Annotated in this window: 19 protein-coding genes; 5 read left to right on the forward strand and 14 right to left on the reverse strand. The window is 59.8% G+C overall.

Annotated elements, in window-relative coordinates; translation table 11 throughout:
* Positions 1-9: 9 nt before the first annotated feature.
* The 3 genes from nhaB to AC07NR_RS06245 all read right to left on the reverse strand — a co-directional run bounded on the left by nhaB (position 10) and on the right by AC07NR_RS06245 (position 3,425).
* Positions 10-1,512, reverse strand: coding sequence for a sodium/proton antiporter NhaB (gene nhaB, locus AC07NR_RS06235; protein WP_248739593.1), 1,503 nt, complete (start codon positions 1,510-1,512; stop codon positions 10-12).
* A 74-nt stretch (positions 1,513-1,586) separates the two neighbouring features.
* Entirely contained in the window at positions 1,587-2,876 is a 1,290-nt protein-coding gene (locus AC07NR_RS06240; protein WP_495078084.1) for an NHL repeat-containing protein, read from the reverse strand.
* A 282-nt stretch (positions 2,877-3,158) separates the two neighbouring features.
* Positions 3,159-3,425 (reverse strand): hypothetical protein, encoded by a 267-nt coding sequence (locus AC07NR_RS06245; protein ID WP_085708167.1) that lies wholly within the window; start codon positions 3,423-3,425, stop codon positions 3,159-3,161.
* Between the two features lie 344 nt (positions 3,426-3,769).
* On the opposite strand from AC07NR_RS06245, the gene AC07NR_RS06250 reads away from it, so the two are divergent.
* Positions 3,770-5,095 carry a sigma-54 dependent transcriptional regulator gene (locus tag AC07NR_RS06250; protein WP_495078085.1) on the forward strand — a complete coding sequence of 442 codons (1,326 nt, stop codon included), beginning with the start codon at positions 3,770-3,772 and terminating at the stop codon, positions 5,093-5,095.
* A 95-nt stretch (positions 5,096-5,190) separates the two neighbouring features.
* Here the strand turns inward: AC07NR_RS06250 and fapF are convergent, their stop codons facing one another.
* From fapF to AC07NR_RS06295, 9 genes are all read right to left on the reverse strand, one after another.
* A complete protein-coding gene (gene fapF / locus AC07NR_RS06255) occupies positions 5,191-6,498 on the reverse strand; it encodes a fibril amyloid transporter FapF (RefSeq protein ID WP_085708165.1) in 1,308 nt (435 codons plus the stop codon).
* A gap of 46 nt (positions 6,499-6,544) precedes the next feature.
* Positions 6,545-7,291, reverse strand: coding sequence for a fibril amyloid subunit FapE (fapE, locus tag AC07NR_RS06260; protein ID WP_134826737.1), 747 nt, complete (start codon positions 7,289-7,291; stop codon positions 6,545-6,547).
* 44 nt (positions 7,292-7,335) lie between these two features.
* Positions 7,336-8,016 (reverse strand): fibril amyloid maturation endopeptidase FapD, encoded by a 681-nt coding sequence (fapD, locus tag AC07NR_RS06265; RefSeq protein ID WP_085708163.1) that lies wholly within the window; start codon positions 8,014-8,016, stop codon positions 7,336-7,338.
* A 63-nt stretch (positions 8,017-8,079) separates the two neighbouring features.
* Positions 8,080-9,078, reverse strand: a complete 999-nt coding sequence (fapC, locus tag AC07NR_RS06270; protein ID WP_134826738.1) for an amyloid-like fimbrin subunit FapC — start codon at positions 9,076-9,078, stop codon at positions 8,080-8,082.
* Between the two features lie 68 nt (positions 9,079-9,146).
* On the reverse strand, positions 9,147-9,716 hold the full coding sequence (fapB, locus tag AC07NR_RS06275) for a fibril amyloid subunit FapB (RefSeq protein ID WP_085708161.1): 570 nt from the start codon (positions 9,714-9,716) through the stop codon (positions 9,147-9,149).
* 1 nt (position 9,717) lies between these two features.
* A complete protein-coding gene (gene fapA / locus AC07NR_RS06280; protein WP_085708160.1) occupies positions 9,718-10,167 on the reverse strand; it encodes a functional amyloid chaperone FapA in 450 nt (149 codons plus the stop codon).
* A 344-nt stretch (positions 10,168-10,511) separates the two neighbouring features.
* Entirely contained in the window at positions 10,512-11,036 is a 525-nt protein-coding gene (locus AC07NR_RS06285) for an AAA family ATPase (protein ID WP_495078086.1), read from the reverse strand.
* On the reverse strand, positions 11,033-11,596 hold the full coding sequence (pnuC, locus tag AC07NR_RS06290) for a nicotinamide riboside transporter PnuC (RefSeq protein ID WP_495078087.1): 564 nt from the start codon (positions 11,594-11,596) through the stop codon (positions 11,033-11,035). The genes AC07NR_RS06285 and pnuC overlap by 4 nt, the downstream gene beginning before the upstream one ends.
* Before the next feature lie 81 nt (positions 11,597-11,677).
* Positions 11,678-13,312, reverse strand: coding sequence for a methyl-accepting chemotaxis protein (locus AC07NR_RS06295; protein ID WP_495078088.1), 1,635 nt, complete (start codon positions 13,310-13,312; stop codon positions 11,678-11,680).
* A gap of 304 nt (positions 13,313-13,616) precedes the next feature.
* On the opposite strand from AC07NR_RS06295, the gene AC07NR_RS06300 reads away from it, so the two are divergent.
* Both AC07NR_RS06300 and AC07NR_RS06305 read left to right on the forward strand, forming a co-directional pair.
* A complete protein-coding gene (locus AC07NR_RS06300) occupies positions 13,617-14,447 on the forward strand; it encodes an undecaprenyl-diphosphate phosphatase (RefSeq protein ID WP_114882802.1) in 831 nt (276 codons plus the stop codon).
* Positions 14,444-14,872 (forward strand): DUF1294 domain-containing protein, encoded by a 429-nt coding sequence (locus AC07NR_RS06305; RefSeq protein ID WP_495078089.1) that lies wholly within the window; start codon positions 14,444-14,446, stop codon positions 14,870-14,872. The genes AC07NR_RS06300 and AC07NR_RS06305 overlap by 4 nt, the downstream gene beginning before the upstream one ends.
* 2 nt (positions 14,873-14,874) lie before the next feature.
* Here AC07NR_RS06305 and AC07NR_RS06310 read toward each other — a convergent pair whose 3' ends face one another.
* Together AC07NR_RS06310 and AC07NR_RS06315 are read right to left on the reverse strand one after the other, a co-directional pair.
* Positions 14,875-15,234, reverse strand: coding sequence for an MmcQ/YjbR family DNA-binding protein (locus AC07NR_RS06310; RefSeq protein ID WP_248739598.1), 360 nt, complete (start codon positions 15,232-15,234; stop codon positions 14,875-14,877).
* Positions 15,231-16,139 carry a LysR substrate-binding domain-containing protein gene (locus tag AC07NR_RS06315; RefSeq protein WP_119426161.1) on the reverse strand — a complete coding sequence of 303 codons (909 nt, stop codon included), beginning with the start codon at positions 16,137-16,139 and terminating at the stop codon, positions 15,231-15,233. The genes AC07NR_RS06310 and AC07NR_RS06315 overlap by 4 nt, the downstream gene beginning before the upstream one ends.
* A gap of 128 nt (positions 16,140-16,267) precedes the next feature.
* Between AC07NR_RS06315 and AC07NR_RS06320 the strand changes: the two genes are divergently transcribed.
* Together AC07NR_RS06320 and AC07NR_RS06325 are read left to right on the forward strand one after the other, a co-directional pair.
* Positions 16,268-16,879: an FMN-dependent NADH-azoreductase gene (locus tag AC07NR_RS06320; protein ID WP_085708152.1), complete on the forward strand. Its 612-nt coding sequence runs from the start codon at positions 16,268-16,270 to the stop codon at positions 16,877-16,879.
* Between the two features lie 235 nt (positions 16,880-17,114).
* A complete protein-coding gene (locus tag AC07NR_RS06325; protein WP_114882809.1) occupies positions 17,115-18,152 on the forward strand; it encodes an alpha/beta hydrolase family protein in 1,038 nt (345 codons plus the stop codon).
* The last annotated feature ends 1 nt before the right edge of the window (position 18,153 follow it).

Genomic DNA, 18,153 nt, shown 5'->3' on the forward strand with positions numbered 1-18,153 from the left:
TTGTTGTATCTACAGCCAGTAACTCACGGCATACCAGCCCAGCAATCCCATCACCACGGTGTAAGGCAACGCCATCCACACCATCCGCCCGTAAGACAGCCGCACCAGCGGTGCAATCGCCGACGTCAGCAGAAACAGGAACGCGGCCTGACCATTGGGCGTCGCCACGCTCGGCAGGTTGGTGCCGGTGTTGATCGCGATGGCCAGGGTCTCGAAATGTTCGCGGCTCATGTGGCCGGACAGGAATGCCTGTTTCACTTCGGTGATGTAGATCGTCGCCACGAACACGTTGTCGCTGATCGCCGACAGCAGGCCGTTGGCGATGAACAGCATTCCCGGTTGCTGCTCGGCGGGCAATGCCAGCACCCACTGGATCAACGGCGCGAACAGTTGCTGATCATGGATCACCGCCACTACGGCAAAAAACACCACCAGCAGCGCAGTGAACGGCATGGCGTCCTTGAAGGCGCTGCCCAGACGATGCTCGTCGGTGATGCCGGTAAATGCGGTGATCAGGACAATGACCATCAGACCGATCAGACCCACTTCGGCGACATGGAACGCCAGGCCGGCAATCAGGATCAATGCGGCGACGCCTTGCACCAACAGCGCGGCGCGCTGGCGAGGCGTGCGTTCGGCATCGTCTTCGCTGGCGTAATCGGCGAGAACGGCGCGAACGTTGTCCGGCAGCAAGGTGCCGTAGCCGAACCAGCGCAGTTTCTCCAGCAGCATGCAGGTCAACAGACCGGCCACCAGCACCGGCAGGGACACCGGTGCGACCTTGAGGAAGAATTCGGCGAAGTGCCAACCCATTTCATGGCCGATCAGCAGGTTCTGCGGCTCGCCAACCAGTGTGCAGACACCGCCCAGCGCGGTCCCGACAGCGCCATGCATCAGCAGGCTGCGCAGGAAAGCACGGAACTGTTCCAGATCTTCGTGATGCAGCTTCGGCAAATGCTGATCGTCGCTGAATTCGCTGTCCTGACGCGGATCGTTGCCGGAGGCGACACGGTGATAGACCGAATAGAAGCCGACGGCAGCGCTGATGATCACGGCAGTCACGGTCAGCGCGTCGAGAAAGGCCGAAAGGAACGCCGACAGAAAGCAGAACATCAACGCGAGCAGCATCTTCGAACGCACGCCGAGCAGCAGCCGCGAGAACAGGAACAGCAGCAGATCCTTCATGAAGTAGATGCCGGCGACCATGAACATCAGCAGCAGGATTACCGGAAAGTTGTGCTGTAACTCTTCATAAAGCGCCTGGGGCGTAGTCATCTTCAACAGCAGTGCTTCGATCAGCAGCAAGCCGCCGGGCATCAGCGGGTAGCACTTCAGCGCCATGGCCAGGGTGAAAATGAACTCGATCACCAACAGCCAGCCCGCAGCGACAGGACCTGCCGACCACAGCACCACGGCGTTGAGAATCAGGAACCCGACGATGCACGCCTTGTACCAGCGGGGCGAATGCCCGAGAAAATTGTGCGCGAACGCCTGGGCCATCGAACCGGACATCGGTTGCTCCTTGCTTTAAGAAGCGCGCAAGGTGCCGTAAGCGTTGAGCAAGATCAAGTGCGGGAAGTTTCTGTTCATGGGTTCAGATAGCGCGCCACCACGGCGCGGTAGTTGCCATCCAGTGAATAGCCGCCGACCAGGATCCCGCCTTCCGGTTGCACCGCCAGCGATGTAGCGGTATCGAGACTGCGGCCCAGTCGCGTACGCAACCAGCCGTGGCCGGCGCCGAAGCTGTGATCGAGGCGACCGTCGGCCAGATAACGCGCAACGATGAAATCGGCCTCGACCCCGCCAATCGTCGCGCCTGCCGCGATAAGCCGGCCGTCCGGCATGCGCTGTGCGGCGCTCCACTGGCAGCCGCTGGGGCCGATGTCCAGCAGGGTGGGTTGACCGTTGTTGCAGTGCAGGTCGGGGCGACCATTGCTGTGGATGGACAGCGCCATGCAGCGGATCGGGTCGCGGCTGCTGCCAAAGCAATGCAGGTGATTCGCGGATTCGATGATCTGGTTGACCAGCGCGCTGTGTCCTTGAGCCTTGAAGGCAAGGAAACCGTCCAGCGCAAAGCGTTCGTCGAGCTGCCCGTCCGGCAGGTAGCGTGCGAGCAGGCCTTCCTGGGGGAAGTCGATGGCGCCGGCCACCACGATTCGTCCGTCCTCTTGCAGCAACAAGCTCCCCAGCCAGGTATTGAGCAGCAAGTGCCGGACCATCACAAACCCTCGGCCATTGAAGGTTGCGTCAAGATTACCGTCGGGCGTGACGCGGATCAGCATGCCGACATGGTCGGCCAAAGAGCAGTGGTGGTTGGCAATCAACAGAATATGCCCGTCATCCTGGACTGCAAAATCGCAGGCTTCTGCCCCCGGGACACCGGGTGGCAGCCAGGTGTCGCGAGTGCCGATGGACAGATCGCCGGGCAAACGCACTATTTTCCGGCCGTTGTCGCCGAATTCTACGGCCGGCCGACCCTCTGCATCGAACAGGGCGAGGGCGGGCAAGGTGCGATGTTCGGACTCGTAATGCAGGCCTGCCAGCAGGATTCGCCCGTCAGGCAAGACCTGGACCTTGCTGCCCGTGGCTTCGAAACCAGGGGCGAACTGGCCGATCACGCTGCCCTGAAAACCGAAGCCAAGATCCGCAGAACCATCATCCAGCAGACGGGCCAGGCCGAAACGGCTGCCTTGAGGCGTGCCGACCTTGGCGGCGATCAGGATACGACCTTGCGGATCAAGGGCGACATGCTGGGTCAGGCTGGACGTGCTGCCGGAGAAATAAACCTGAGCCACGCCGTTATTGGCAAATCTCTTGTCGAGTTGTCCGGCGTTATTCGCTAGCGCCGGGAGCGCAATAGCGGACTGGATTGACATACCTGCTCCTCCTTGCAAGTTGACCAATAGCCGGGAGCCGGGTCGGTAACTGCATGGCGAAACATTCAATCCCTGTAGTCGCACAAGTACAACTGACAGAACTAACAGGTGGAGCGTCGTTGTGTGCCAGAACAGTGACTTTTTGAACCAGTCGCAAGCCTGCCAAGTATTCAGGCGCGAAAGTGTGGAGGAAAGTTGTACAAAGTGGCTGAAGTTAAAAAGGATTCAGCAACTTGAAAGAAGAGGGCGGATGACTGGAAAGTCATCCGCATTGCCCTCGGATCAGTGTGGCATCGACCAGGACTGCAGTGCATAACCTTCGTCGCTCAGTTCAGCGCGAGCCTGTTGCAACAGGCATTCGAGCTGGGCCGGATCGGAATAGGCGCTGCTTGGAATGCGGGTGCGACCAATCTGCGAGTTGGTGCGGTCGATGACGGTCAGGCTCAGTTCGCCATTGCCGTCTTGTGGGGCCCAGGCCACGCATTGGAAAGGTTTAAATGCGTGGTTGGCAATCAAAAGAGCTTCGTTGATACGGAGCGGGGCGGTCATGGGGTCTTCTCTCTGTATTGCCCAATCAAGTGATGTGCCGTCGGTTGGGCTTACCGTGCGGCGAGTTACTTGTACTGATGCACGCAACCCGCCGGCAGGTCACACAGGATTTGAAGAAATTTCGACTTTCTTTCATACAATCTCTGTTACGGCGTTTTTTGAAAGCTGGGTGAAAGAATCGAGTCGATAGCCAACTAACAAAACAGGTTCTTATAACTGCTTCACTTGTACACCTATAAGCAATCGATACAAGGCGCCGTCAAATTCTTGCTAATGTTACAGCCAGGTCTGCCAAATGACTGTTTTTACAATCATTTCCTATAATTTGGCGCCAAGGAACAGTCATGAGCGAAGCGCCTGCGTTACGACGTTTATTGGTAGTCGACCCTTGTGACGACTGTCACCGATTGTTGCCCGGTTTACGCGCCGTAGGCTGGGATGTTGATAGTTGTAGCCTGGAAAATGCCGCCGACCGCAGTTGCGATGTCGGCCTGCTTCGTTTGCAGCCTTTTCACCTGGAACGCCCGGAAGCCGTCAAAGAGTTGATCAGCCGCAGCGGTACCGAGTGGATTGCCGTGCTGAATCAGGAAGTGCTGCGCCTGCAGAACGTCGGGGACTTCGTTTGTGAATGGTTTTTCGACTTCCATACCTTGCCGTTCGACGTCTCTCGGGTGCAGGTCACCCTGGGGCGGGCGTTCGGCATGGCGCGCCTGCGCGGCCAGGGCAATGTCCATGTGGACCAGCCGGAACACGAGCTGCTCGGCGACAGCAAACCGGTCCGCGAACTGCGAAAGCTGTTGAGCAAACTCGCCCCCACCGAGTCACCGGTACTGATTCGCGGCGAAAGCGGGACCGGTAAGGAACTGGTCGCCCGTACCCTGCACCGACAGTCGCAGCGCCATAGCAAACCGTTCGTGGCCATCAACTGCGGGGCGATTCCCGAACACTTGATCCAGTCCGAGCTGTTTGGCCATGAAAAAGGCGCATTCACCGGCGCCCATCAACGCAAGGTCGGACGTATCGAGGCGGCCAACGGCGGCACATTGTTTCTCGATGAAATCGGCGATCTGCCGCTGGAGCTGCAGGCCAATCTGCTGCGCTTTCTCCAGGAAAAGCACATAGAACGAGTAGGCGGCAGCCAGCCGATCCCGGTGGATGTCCGGGTGCTGGCAGCCACTCACGTCGATCTTGAAGCGGCGATCGAGAAAAAGCGCTTTCGTGAGGACTTGTACTACCGGCTCAATGTGCTGCAAGTCGTGACCGCGCCGTTGCGAGAGCGGCATGGCGATCTGTCGATGCTGGCCAACCACTTTTCCCATTTCTACAGCCACGAAACCGGCCGTCGGCCGCGCAGCTTCAGCGAAGACGCGCTGATCGCCATGGGCAAGCACGACTGGCCGGGCAATGTTCGTGAACTGGCCAACCGTGTACGCCGGGGGCTGGTGCTGGCTGAGGGTAGGCAGATCGAGGCCCGTGACCTGGGGCTGATCAGTCAGCAGTCGCTGACCACTCCGATGGGTACCCTCGAAGACTACAAGACCCGGGCCGAACGCCAGGCGTTGTGCGATGTACTGAATCGGCACAGTGACAACCTCAGTGTGGCCGCCAAAGTGCTGGGGGTTTCCCGGCCGACGTTCTACCGCTTGTTGCACAAACACCAGATCCGCTAGGGCGCGGTGCTTCTTCGGGGAAGAAGCTGAAAAGGCCCGCTGCGATACAAGTCGCAGCGGGCCTTTTTATGATGTTGCGTTCATGGTGGGGCGGGTTAGAAGTAGTACGGGAATTTCAGGCTGAAGGAAAAGTCCGGGGCATCGTCGGTCATGCCGATGGACAGGTTGGGTACGATGGTCAGGTTGTCGGTGGCCGCAATGGTCATGCCGACGTTGAAGTAACCGGCGTTGGCGTCACTGGACACCACCGATTCCCAGTCCCCGCCATCCTGCTTCAGCTTGCTCTTGCGTTGTACAAGGTCAGAAACCGAGAACGACATACTCATTTTTTCATTGAGTGCGAAGGCTATGCCTGCGCCGATCTGGAAGCTGTCGCCGATGCGGACCTTGCCCGGGGTTTTCTGGTTGACCGTGGAACTGATGTCGTCAAACGACTCCTCCAGGTTGTGGGTGTAGGACAAACTGCCGAACAGCACGGCCGGGTCAAACGTCTTGACCAGCGAGATACCGGGGGTGATCGACCAGACGCCGTTACCGGTCGGCAGGGTGTCAGGCACGAACAAGTTGGTGTTGGCGTCGGTCTGGCGCAGTTTGATGCCGAACGGGTCCTTGCCGGTTGGCGCCTTGACTCGCAGGGTGACCACCGCGTCCGGAGTGTTCACCGACTCGTCGAGAAACTTGTAGGCGATACCGAAGTTGACGTCGCCAAGGGTCGGATCCCGCGAGACATCCTGTTCCGTGGTGACGTTGGCTGCGCCCTGATTGCCCCCGCCTGACTGATAAGTCGAATCGCGATACACCACAGGCACGTTCACATCGAACTGCCAGCGGTTATCGAAGTTGTAGCGGCCCGTCAGGTCGAGGGTCCAGGTGTCGGCCTTGATCCGGTCGAGGTTGATGTTGCCCAGAAAGATCGAGTCCAGTGCCAGGAAGCCGTTGAGAATCAGCTGGCGAGTGTCATAACGCGAATAGGTTATGCCGGTTTCCAGGCTGAACTTGCCGCCACCGAAGAAGCCGCTGGCCTCGTCGTACAGGTTGGACACACTCTGTGCAGGTTGTGAATCGTCGGCCAGCGACTGGCCATAGGATGCGCCACTGCCCCCGGCGGCGCCCCCCGACGCTGCTGCAGCCCCGGTACCGGTGGCCACTTTGGGATTGCCTTTCATGTCGGCTGGCGACTTGGCCAGACGTTTTGGTGGTGGAGAAGCCGGTTGGTCTTCGACCTGGCGGACTCGTTGCTCGAGCACCGCCAGGGCTTTCTGTTGCACTTCGTATCGTTGCTTAAGCTCCAGAAGTTCCTGTTTCAAGGTCTCCACATCCGCATCGGGTGCTGCTTGCAGCATCGCCGCGGGTAGAAGAGTACTCAAACATACAGCGGCACGCAGTGATACTGATCGATACATGAATAAGCCGTCCCTTTAAGCCCAATGGATCGAGACTCAGCGTAGTTCAATATCCGATATTGCGTAGTGCTCTGAGTTGACTCAAATTGCAGTCCAGTGCGCCGGCGCTCATGCCGTTATTGTTAAGGACAACATTGAGTTGCGTCAGGTTGTTGACGACGTTTGCATTTCCGAGCAAGCGGGTATTCTGCAGCAGACCTCCTTGAGCCACTTGTTGCAGGGCCGTGCCCTGATTGCCTGCGGCCTGGATGGCCATTTGTACGCCACCGCCAGTGGCCGAAACCGCGACACTGCCAGCGGCATTACTGCCGGAAATCGTTTGTCCGGCCATCAGGGCCTGCCCTTGGGCCGGTACCAGTGCGGGGGCCTGGTTGGCTTCGGAAACATTGATGGCCACGTTGTTGTAGGCCGTGTTGCCGTCGCCGGCGGCGCGTACGCTTTGCGTCACGCCCTGGGAACTGTTGAGTCCTGCGCCACCAATGACCGAGCCGGTACCCGTTTGCGGGGTGCTGCCGTTGCCGGTTTCCTTGATGGTCGAGACATAGAATTCGGGTTTTACGGTTGCTGCCTGCAATTGCATCGAGGTCGCAGCCCCGATCAGATCACCGCTGGCGTTGCGCCAGGTACTGCTCATGACGATGCCGAAGCTGATGATCCGCCCCGGCATCACATAACGACCGCGAAGCTGTGACAGCTCCGAATCCTGGATTTCTATGGGTTTGAATCCTGCATTGGCATAGCCTGACGCACTCGCTGCCAGGCAGGCGGCGGCCAGCCAGTATGAGGTTTTCATCTGCTGCTCCCGGGACATCCAGCCCCACTCTTTATAATCGGCGATTAAAAGAAGTCGCTCTGTATGAACCCGAAGTCCATCAATTCAGCATCTTTGACGGGGTTGAAGTTATCCAGCTTGTTCTTGGCGGTCAGCGGTGCCGGAGGACTGCGTAATGCATTGGTCTTGTCGTATCCGGGGCCGACGATGGCAAAGACAATGCCGTTCCAACCTTTGACAAAGTCATCATGGGCGTAGCGTTTGTGTCCTAAAACCGGGTCTCCGATGTAGACCCAATCCTTGTCTGCCCGCTGCAGCACCACGAAATGCTTGTAGCCGCGAATTTCCATCAGTACCACCACCGGGATAGTGACCGCGTCGAGTTTTTCCGGCGGAATCTTGTAGCCCCTGGCGCGCATGCCGATGCTTTCTATGTAGCGCTTCATGTCCAGCATGGAAAAACCCTGAGTACGGACAAGGTCCTGGTCGGAGTTGACCAGCATGCCTTTGATGATGTGCTCCTCATCGACGTCGAGCCAATAAGCCTGGCGCAGTACCGTCGCCAGTGCGGCGGCGCCGCAGCTGAAATCGGTTTTTTGTTCGACGATGTCGGAAAACTTGCGCTCACGAATACTTTGCACGTTCTTGTAGACGAGTGTGCCGCCCGGCAGGGCAGCCACGGGCATCTGGGCAGCCTGGGCGAGGCCGGACAGGCAAAGCAGAGCGAGGAGGGTAGTCTTACGCATGATCGATACGCCTATGCGGACTGAGGAAAAGCCCCGTTTCCGGGGCTTTCGTTTCGATCGCGATTACATGCAGGCTTTGCAACCTGCAGCGATGGACAGCGAGTTGCTTTGTTGGTTGCCAACGCCGGCAGCGTTGTTGAAGCCACCGTTGCCGGACCAGTTGTTGCCCACGTTGGTCATGTTGGCGTTGTTGGTGACAGGGTTTTTCCAGCCGTCTGGGGTCATCACTTGTTGAGTGGTCACACCAGCCAGACCGAAGACACCCACGGCAACGAAATCAGATTTCTGATCTTTGCCGCCGTTACCACCGTGGCCACGGTCGTTGTCGCCGTAGCCGCCACCATAACCACCATGACCGTGATCATCGTCTTTGGTGGTTGCAGTGCCTGCGGCCACGAATGCGCCGCCTGCGGTGAATGTGCCAGTAAGGGTATCTTTTTTGTAGGTCTGAGTGCCGTTGTTGCCGACTTGCAGACCGGTGGTGCTTTGGTTGGCGGCGGCAGCGGCTTGCGCTACACGACCACCGGATACAGCGATTGCCAGGTTGTTTTTCTGTTGGTTGAAGTTGCCGGCGGCGTTGTTCACGCCGATGTTACCCGAGCCGCTGTTGCCGACGTTGTTCAGGCTGGCATTGGCAGTGCTGGAGTAGTTGGCAACGGTGTTGTTGGTGTTGACCTGGGTTGCGCTGGAGGCGGATACGGCGGAGCCGAAGATGAAGCTTTCGTCGGCGGTTGCCAGTGCAGCGGCGTTGTCTTGCTGGTTGCCGTCACCGGCAACGTTGTTTGCGCCGATGTTGCCGTTGGCGCCGTTTAGGGAGCCGCTGACGTTGGCGTTATTTTGAGTGCCCTGGTTCAACACGGTGTTGCCGTTGTTGTTTTGCACATCAAGCACTGCAGCACCGGCACCAGCGCCGATTTGCAGCAGTTCTTCAAGGGTTGGGCCTTTTGGGCCGTGATCGTGACCATGACCGTGATTGTCATCACGACCGCCTGCCTGTGCTGCGATTGCCATCACTGCTGCGAGTGCGAAAACCAGTGGTTTGAGAGCCATTGTAGGTTTCATGGTGTTTCTCCGTCGTGCTTATTAGTTGGTTAAGTGTTGGTACTTTCTAATTGCACTGCTTGTTTGGGTCAGTCAGCGACCCGGATGCTCAGGGTGTTAGCCATTCGGTTCCCCACCCCGGCACTCTGGTTCACCTGGATTACCCCGCGACTGCCGGTGAAGGCCTGATCACTTGTCGTGACCTGGCGACTGCCGGGGGTACCAGTTGCTCCTGAGCTCGGTAACAACGCCACGTTCTGTTGGGAAAGGGCGCTATCGTCAACGCTCTGCGGTGCAGCACTGATGCTGATGCGCATGGCGTTGGCCATCTGGTTGTTGGCCCCGGAACCCTGGTTCACGCCCAGTGCGCCGTTGCCGTTACTGAATGAGGTGCCGCCGATGGTCGAGCTCGCGTTGATCGAGCGGTCGGCGGGGGTGTCGAGTTTCTGGTGAATGGTGGTGGTGGCGCTGGCCGACGTGCCGATGGCAATCGACTTGACGTTGGTCTGTTGTTGCTGGTCGCCGGCGGCCTGGTTGACGTTGAAGTTGCCGTTGTACTGAACGCCGGAGTTCTGAATGTTGGCGCTGTCCACGGCGCTCGGATCGGCCATGACGCTGGTGCAGCCAAGCAGAGCAAGCAGGAGCAGGGAACGATTCATCTTATTGGCCTCCGGCCATGCGGGTCAGCGGAGCCAGACCGGTGCTGAGGGAGCGGTTGATGGTGTTGGAAATCGTGCCGCCACCGCCGCCGCCGTGACCGGCACTCATGCCGGGCAGGCCGTTTGGATTGGTCAGGACGTTCATGCCGGGCAGGCTGGAATCAACCCCGATGTTGCCGCGAATGGATGAGCCACTGGCTACACTGGCAAAGTCACCGTCATTGAGTTCGGTGCTGGTCATCGCCTGATTGATGCGACCGGAAGGGTTGGCATTGACGGTGGTGGGATAGGGGTCTTTGCCGAAAGCGCTGCGTCCGATCGGAATGGGCTGGACGTCGCGGTTGAGTACGATCACGCCATTGCCTTCGGCCTGAACGTTGAAACTGAGGAATGTGCTGGCTGCTGATCCGATCAGCAGAAGGCAAGTGAAGGCTTTGTTGATGTTTCCCACGGCGGCAATTCCTTCTTCAGTGGGCTGGCCCAAGTCAGCGTTGTGAAGGAGAGAGCGAAAGCTGTGCCGGTTTTTAAATGTTCTTGGATTTCAACGAGTTGGCTCGAAGGTGTGCAGGGCTGATACAAAAGCTGTTTCAACATTGAAACAACGCGTCATCGGCACAAGCGCCCATACCTGTTGCAAAGCTCTGGAACAAGGGTTTGCGAGCAAGTGTTTCACAGGCGTAACAAGTCGGGTGACAAAGCGATGAAGGCCGTTGAGACGGGCACTTTGCACCGGGGGGAGTGTTTCAGGAACGGACACTTCTGCCCCGGGACGGGGACATTGACCCGAAACCCGGGTCAGCCTTCCAGCAAGGTTCGTACGGCGTCGAAGGCTTGAGTCTGCCGTGCGGCCCAGTCGCCCTGAATGATCCTGACGGGCTGGTGATGTTGCTCCAGCCAGGCCTTGGTGGCGTCGTAGAACCCCACTCGTTCACTCAACTGCGGCTGGCAGCGCTGGCCGTCGTCCGTCCAGTCGATCTGTTCCGGAGACAGCAACAGGTGCAGGTCGTAATGACGCGCCAGCAGTTCCGGTTCCAGCCAGGCCGGGCAGTCGCCGAACAACGTCTGGCTCCAGAGAATATTGCTCAACAAATGAGTGTCGAGAATCAGCAACGACGGCTGCTGCGCTCGTGCTTCGTCTTCCCACTGCAACTGGCCGCGGGCAATCTCGGGAATGTCTGCGAGGCAGGTGTCCCGGGGATTCTGCTCGATGAACCAGCGCACGTACTCGTCCACCCGCAGACCGCCGAACTGTTGCTGCAACCTGGCCGCCAGCCAGCTCTTGCCGGTGGATTCCGGACCGGTCAGAACAACGACTTTCATGCGCGCAACGCCGGATCGGCGCGCCATTCCCGCCAGCCCAGCACCGCGATCAGGGTGAAGAGGGCGTACAGCGCAGCGGTGAGGTAAAGGCCCTTATAAAGAAACAGGCCGACGAAGATCACATCCAGCACGAACCACAGCGCCCAGCATTGCAGGCGCTTGTGCGCCATCCAGAACTGCGCGACCAGGCTGAAAGCGGTCAGCGCCGCGTCGAGCCAGGGCTGCGCGGCATCGGTCCAGTGCGCCATGGCCGCGCCCAGCAAAAGGCTGCCGGCGGCGCCAATAGCCAGCCCTTGCAGAATCGAACGGGAGTCGAGCCGGCTGACCTCACGCCCGTCATGCATCGTCCCGGCCCGGGTCCATTGCCACCAGCCGTAGACTTGCAGCGCGGCGTAAACCACTTGCAGCAACATGTCCGAATACAGCTTCACCTCGAAGAAGATCCAGCTGTAGAGCAGCACCATGACCAGCCCGATCGGCCAGCACCAGGGGTTCTGTTTGACCGTCAGCCAGACGGCGATCACACCGAGGGCGGCGGCAAACAGTTCGAGCCCGGACATGCAAGATCCTTGGAGGGAGTAAAAGAGGGAGCGGATTGTACCCAAAAACCGGTGGGAGTGAGCTCCCACCGGTGACCGGGATCAGACGCGGAACTGGCGCAGCAATCCGTTCAGTTGCTCGCTCAACTGTCCGAGCCGCACGCTGGCGGCACTCGACTGCTCGGCAGCCAGTGCGGTGCTGTGGGACAGGCCGGCAGCCTGGGTGACGTTCTGGTTGATGTCCTCGACCACGTGCGCCTGTTGCAGGGTCGCACTGGCGATGGAAGCGTTCAGGCCATTGAGGTTGCGCAGTGCCTGGCCGATGGCATTGAGGCTGGCGCCGGCCAGTCCGGCCTGCTCGATGGTCAGTTGCGACGCCTTGCTGCTGTCGCCGATCACCTTAACGGCGGCTTCGGAATGATTTTGCAGGCGCTCGATCATCGACTGGATTTCCGCCGTGGATTTCTGCGTGCGTTGCGCCAGCAGGCGGACTTCATCGGCCACCACGGCAAAACCCCGGCCCTGTTCGCCGGCCCTGGCGGCTTCGATGGCGGCGTTGAGTGCCAGCAGGTTGGTCTGCTCGGCGATCGAACGGATCACTTCCAGAACGCTGCCGATCTGCGTGCTTTCGGTTGCCAGCGTACGAATCACTTCGACGGCCTGATCGATGGTGCCGGACAACTTGTCGATCTGTTGCAGGCTGCCGTCGATGTTGATCTGGCCCTGTTGCGCCTGGGCTTCGGCATCGCGCATTTCGTTGGCGGCATGCTCGGCGTTCTTCGCCACATCCTGCACGCCGTAGGTGACTTCGTTGATGGCCGTCGCCACCAGCTCCATCTGCTGTGACTGTTGCTGGCTGCGTTGTTGGGCCTGGCTCGCGTCATTGCCCAGCTCAGTGGAGGACTGGCCCAGCGCGCTGGCCGACACCTGCAAATCGCCGATCACCCGGCGCAGCTTGGCGGTAAAGGCATTGAAGTGATGGGCCAGTTGCGTGACTTCATCCTGGCCGTGGGTGTCGAGGCTGCGGGTCAGGTCGCTTTCGCCGCTGGCGATGTTGGCCATGGCGTTCACGGTTTCCTGCAAGGGGCGGACGATGCTGCGGGCAATCAGAATCACCAGCACGCCCATGATCAGCGCGATCACCAGGCCTACGACAGAAGCCTTGATCACCTGGCCCTGAAACTCGGCCTGCACATCGTCGACATACACACCGGAACCCAGCACCCAGCCCCACGGCTCGAACAGTTTCACGTAGGAGGTCTTGGCCACCGGCTCGCTGGCACCGGGTTTCGGCCAACGGTAATCGACCATGCCGGCGCCCTTGGCTTTGGCAATGGCAACCATCTCGTTGAACACCGCAAAGCCGTCCGGGTCGCGGATCGCCGAGAGGTTCTGGCCTTCGAGCTTGGGATTGGTCGGATGCATGACCATCACGGGTGTGAGGTCGTTGATCCAGAAGTAATCGTTCTGGTCATAACGCAGGCCGCGAATCGCGGTCAGCGCCTGTTTCTGGGCGGCGTCACGGGTCAGGGTTCCGGCCGCTTCCAGGCCTTGGTAGTAGGTCAGCAAACCGCTGGCGGTCTGCACCACATGCTGGGTTTTCTGGGCCTTGGCGTGATACAGGTCATCGTGGATCTGCTTGAGCATCAACAGGCCCAGGGTCAGCAGCATGACCACCGCCACAATCAAGATGAGCCACAAGCGTCGGCTGATCGACACACTGCGCAAGCTGTTCATAACGCTGTCACTCCGATTTCTTTTTCTTGTAATAAATCACCGCCAGCATCCAACCACGTTTCAGTGGCCGGGCATACGCGACCCAAGTCGTAGAGCGCGGCAGCGCTATTGCGGCTTGTCTGTTAGGATTTCGGCCCCGTGGGGGAAAACCTGAACCCAAGTTGCCATTTCACGGAATTTTGACCGTTTCGTGTGGATCCTTGGCCCGCGGAATCGGTACAGCAACAAACCGCTACGCTGATCGCAGTGAACGTAAAAAAATACTATCGGGGCATGCCTGAGCGCATCGCTCTTTGGGGGATTGATGGACCTTTGGACCGCCTTGCAGGCACTGATTCTCGGAGTTGTAGAAGGGCTGACGGAGTTTTTGCCCATATCCAGTACCGGACACCAGATCATCGTCGCCGACCTGCTGAATTTCGGCGGCGAACGCGCCATGGCGTTCAACATCATCATCCAGCTCGGCGCGATTCTCGCGGTGGTCTGGGAGTTTCGCCGCAAGATTCTCGACGTGGTCATCGGCTTGCCGACCCAGCCGAGTGCACGACGCTTTACCGCCAACCTGCTGATCGCCTTCCTGCCCGCCGTGGTGCTGGGCGTGATCTTTGCCGATCTGATTCACAAATACCTGTTCAACCCGATCACTGTGGCGACGGCTTTGGTCGTGGGCGGCTTCATCATGTTGTGGGCCGAGCGCCGGCAGCATGAAGTGCACGCCGAAACCGTGGACGAAATCACCTGGAAAGATGCGTTGAAGGTCGGCTTCGCCCAATGTCTGGCGATGATCCCGGGCACCTCGCGCTCCGGCTCGACCATCATCGGCGGCCTGTTGTTCGGTCTGTCGCGCAAGACCGCCACCGAGTTCTCGTTCTTCCTGGCGATGCCGACCATGGTCGGTGCGGCGGTGTATTCGGGCTACAAGTACCGTGCGCTGTTCGTGCCGGCGGACTTCCCGGTGTTTGCCATCGGTTTTGTCACTGCATTCGTTTTCGCCATGATCGCCGTGCGCGGTTTGCTGAAGTTCATCGCCAGCCACAGCTACGCGGCATTCGCCTGGTACCGGATCGTGTTCGGCCTGTTGATTCTGGCGACCTGGCAGTTCGGCTGGGTGGACTGGGCGGCGGCCAAGGCATGAGTGATTCCCGCGCACGCCGCCCGGATCGCGGCCCGTCCGGTGGCAGCATCCAGCATCTGAAGTTGAAGTTGTTCGTGTTGCTGATTGTCTGCGCGTTGCCGCTGTTCGGTTCGCTGTCGATGTGGCTGCGCGGGATCTCATTGGTGCCGTTGATGGCCTACGGGATTGTCAGCGTGCTGGCGTTCTTCCTGTACTGGGCCGACAAGCGCAAGGCCCGCGCCGACGCCTGGCGCACTCCGGAAAACGTCCTGCACGCCGTGGAACTGGCGGGCGGCTGGCCGGGTGCATTGATCGCCCAGCAAGTCTTCCGGCACAAGACGCGCAAGGTGTCGTTTCAGATTCTGTTCTGGGTGATCGTCGCGCTGCACCAGGTGTTCTGGATCGATCAGCTGTTCCTCGGTTCGAACCTGTTGGCGCTGGGGTAGGGCTACAGCAGCAACCCCGCCTGGGTTTTCTTCGGCAGCTTGCTCACCACCAACTGGTGAGAACGTTGCAGCAACCCCCGCAGTTCCTCGGCGCCCAAGGGGTAGGGCGGGTGCATGATGATCCACTGCGCCCGCGCCAGGTACGGCGCCGGGTGAATGCCCGGCCGGTCGCAATGACCGAGAAACAGGTCCTTGTCGACCTTGAACGCCAGCGACTCACCGCGCAGCCCCTGCAAGGCGAACATCTTGTTGCCGGCAATCGAAAACACCCGCACACCGCCCCATTTATAGTCTTCCCGGGCGCCGGGCAATGCCAGGCAGAAATCCGCGACATCCTTCTCGCTCATCTTTCCTTGTTTCATAACAGCCGCTCTCCACAGGCATTGAACGATTCCACCAGATGATCGATCCACGCGCGCACCGCCGGCATCACCCCGCGCCGGTGCGGATACACCGCTTGCAGCCAACCGCCGGGCAACGACCAGTCCGGCAGCAGTTGCACCAGCGTGCCGTTGTTCAGCTCCGCCTCGCAATACATCATCGGCAGCAGGGTGAAACCCTGGCCGGCCAGCACGCAAGCCTTGCGCACGATGAAGTCGTCGATGCCCAGCCGGGCTTCCAGCGCCAGATCGCAACTCTTGCCGTGCTGATCGAGCAGGCGTACATGCACCATGCGATCGGCCTCCAGCGCGCCGAGCACCGGCAGGGTTTTCAAGTCCTGCGGATGATTGATTTCCACGCCCTGTATAAAGGAAGGGCTCGCAACCACCACCATTTGCGCCTGACGCAAGCGGCGGGTCACCAGCATCGGTTCTTCGTCGCCGTGTTCGCGCACCCGCAGGGCCACGTCGATGCCTTCGGTGATCAGATCGACCCGGCGATTGATCAAAGTGACTTCCAGTTGCACCTGCGGGTATTTGCCGAGGAAGTTGCTGATCACCACCGGCAGCATTTCATGGGCCAGTCCTGTGGGGCTCGAAACCCGCAGGCGGCCACGGGGTTCGCTGGACATGCTGGCCACCGTCTCGTCGGCCATTTCCGCTTCCAGCAGCATCGCCTGGCAGTGGCGCAGATAGCGTTCGCCGACTGCGGTCAGCTTCAATTGGCGGGTGGTGCGTTGCAGCAGGCGCGCGCCGAGGCGTTCTTCCAGTTCGGCAATCCGCCGCGACAGGCGCGACTTGGGAATGCCCAGCAAGCGGCCGGCAGCGGCGAATCCGCCGGCCTCGACCACTTTGGCGAAATAGTAGAGATCGTTGAGGTCTTGCATGGGGAATTCCGACTGTTCTATCAATGGGACAAACTATCGCATTGTTGCCGTCTAATCAGCTATTGGTTTCGTAGGTAGGATTGTCTCCATTCCGTCGCCACCGGCGATTCTTTCCAGGAGATTCCACTATGAAACTGCTGCACATCGATTCGAGCATTCTGGGCGACAACTCTGCTTCCCGTCAGCTGAGCACTGAAGTCGTCAAAGCCTGGCAAGCCGCCGAGCCAAGCGCTGTCGTGACCTACCGCGACCTGGCTGCCGACGCCATCAGCCACTTCTCGTCCACCACTCTGGTTGCCGCCGGCACCACCGCTGAACTGCGCAACGCCGCACAACAGCACGAAGCCGAGCTGAGCGCCAACACCCTGGCCGAATTCATCGCTGCTGACGCCATTGTCGTTGCCGCGCCGATGTACAACTTCACCGTGCCAACCCAGCTCAAGGCCTGGATCGACCGCATCGCCGTCGCCGGCCAGACTTTCCGCTACACCGAAGCCGGCCCTGAAGGCCTGTGCGGTGGCAAGAAAGTGATCATCGTCTCCACCTCGGGCGGCATCCACGCCGGTCAGGCTTCGGGCGTTGCTCACGAAGACTACCTGAAACTGGTCTTCGGCTTCCTCGGCATCACCGACATTGAAATCGTCCGCGCCGAAGGTCTGGCCTACGGTGAAGAAGTTCGCAACAACGCCATGAGCGCTGCCCACGCCCGCATCAGCGAGCAACTGTTCGCCGCTGCGTAAGGCTTTCGTAAAGAACAGCTCTCGTTCAGGCAACACCCAAAAAACTCTGTATTCTGGTTCTGCAAGGGCTAGATACGGAGTTTTTTGTGTCCGACTGTTACATAATCTGGCCCGGGTTATGCAGTCTTACGATCAACGTCTGAGTGCAACGCCGCGCCGGATCACCGAACCACGGAGTTTCGGGCGTCGAACACAACGGATCTTTCGATTGAGTAACAACAGGGTGGGGCATCCCATGATGCGTCTTTGTGCAACGTTACTGATTTGCCTGCTCGGCAGCCTGAATTCAGTGCACGCAGCCCCCGGCCAGCACCCACGCTGGAGCGTCGGTTATCACGAGATGACGTTCCTCGATCCGCTCGACCTGCAACCGATGCGTGCCATCGCGTTCTATCCCTCCAGCGACCGCGAGCACATGAGCCTGCTCGAGGGCTATTCGGTCGAAGCCGGCGAAGACACCAAAATCGCCCTCGGCCGCTTTCCGATGCTGATGCTGTCCCACGGCAACACCGGCACGCCGCTGGCCCTGCACGACCTCGCCACATCGCTGGCCCGCAAGGGCTTTGTGGTGGTTGCGGTGATTCATCCCGGCGACAACTCCAGGGACCACAGCCGCCTCGGCACCTTGAGCAATCTTTATGGGCGCCCGATCCAGATTTCCGAAGCCATTACCGCCACTCTTGGCGACCGCATGCTCGCGCCGTTCGTGAACGCCGATCAGGTCGGCGTGATCGGTTATTCGGCGGGCGGTGAGACCGCGCTGATTCTTTCAGGCGCGCAGCCTGACCTGGATCGCCTGCGCCGTTATTGCCAGGAGCGTCCGGACGACCGCGACGCCTGCAACACCCAGGGCGAACTGATCGTCGATCGCGATGACTTGCAGCCTGTGGCCGATCCGCGCGTGCATGCGTTGCTGCTGATGGCGCCGCTGAGCCTGAAATTCGGTCGGCACACCCTGGCCGACGTGCATGTGCCGGTGCTGCTGTACAGCGGCGATGGCGACAAACTGGTGGCCTTCGACAAGAACGCCGCGGCCCTGGCGCGCAAACTGCCGACTGCACCGGACTTCAAGTTGCTGGCCGGGGCCGGGCACTTCGTGTTCATGGCGCCGTGCAATGAAGAGCAGATTCGTGCGATGCCGGCGCTGTGTACCGACGCTGACGGGGTGGATCGCGAAGACATTCACCGCAACCTGATTTCCGAGGCCGGGCGGTTCTTCTCCCATGCGCTGGGCAAGCCTTCCCGGGCGGGGATGCAGACGGCGGATCAGTAAG

The organism is Pseudomonas sp. GW821-FHT09C09, from assembly GCF_059418105.1.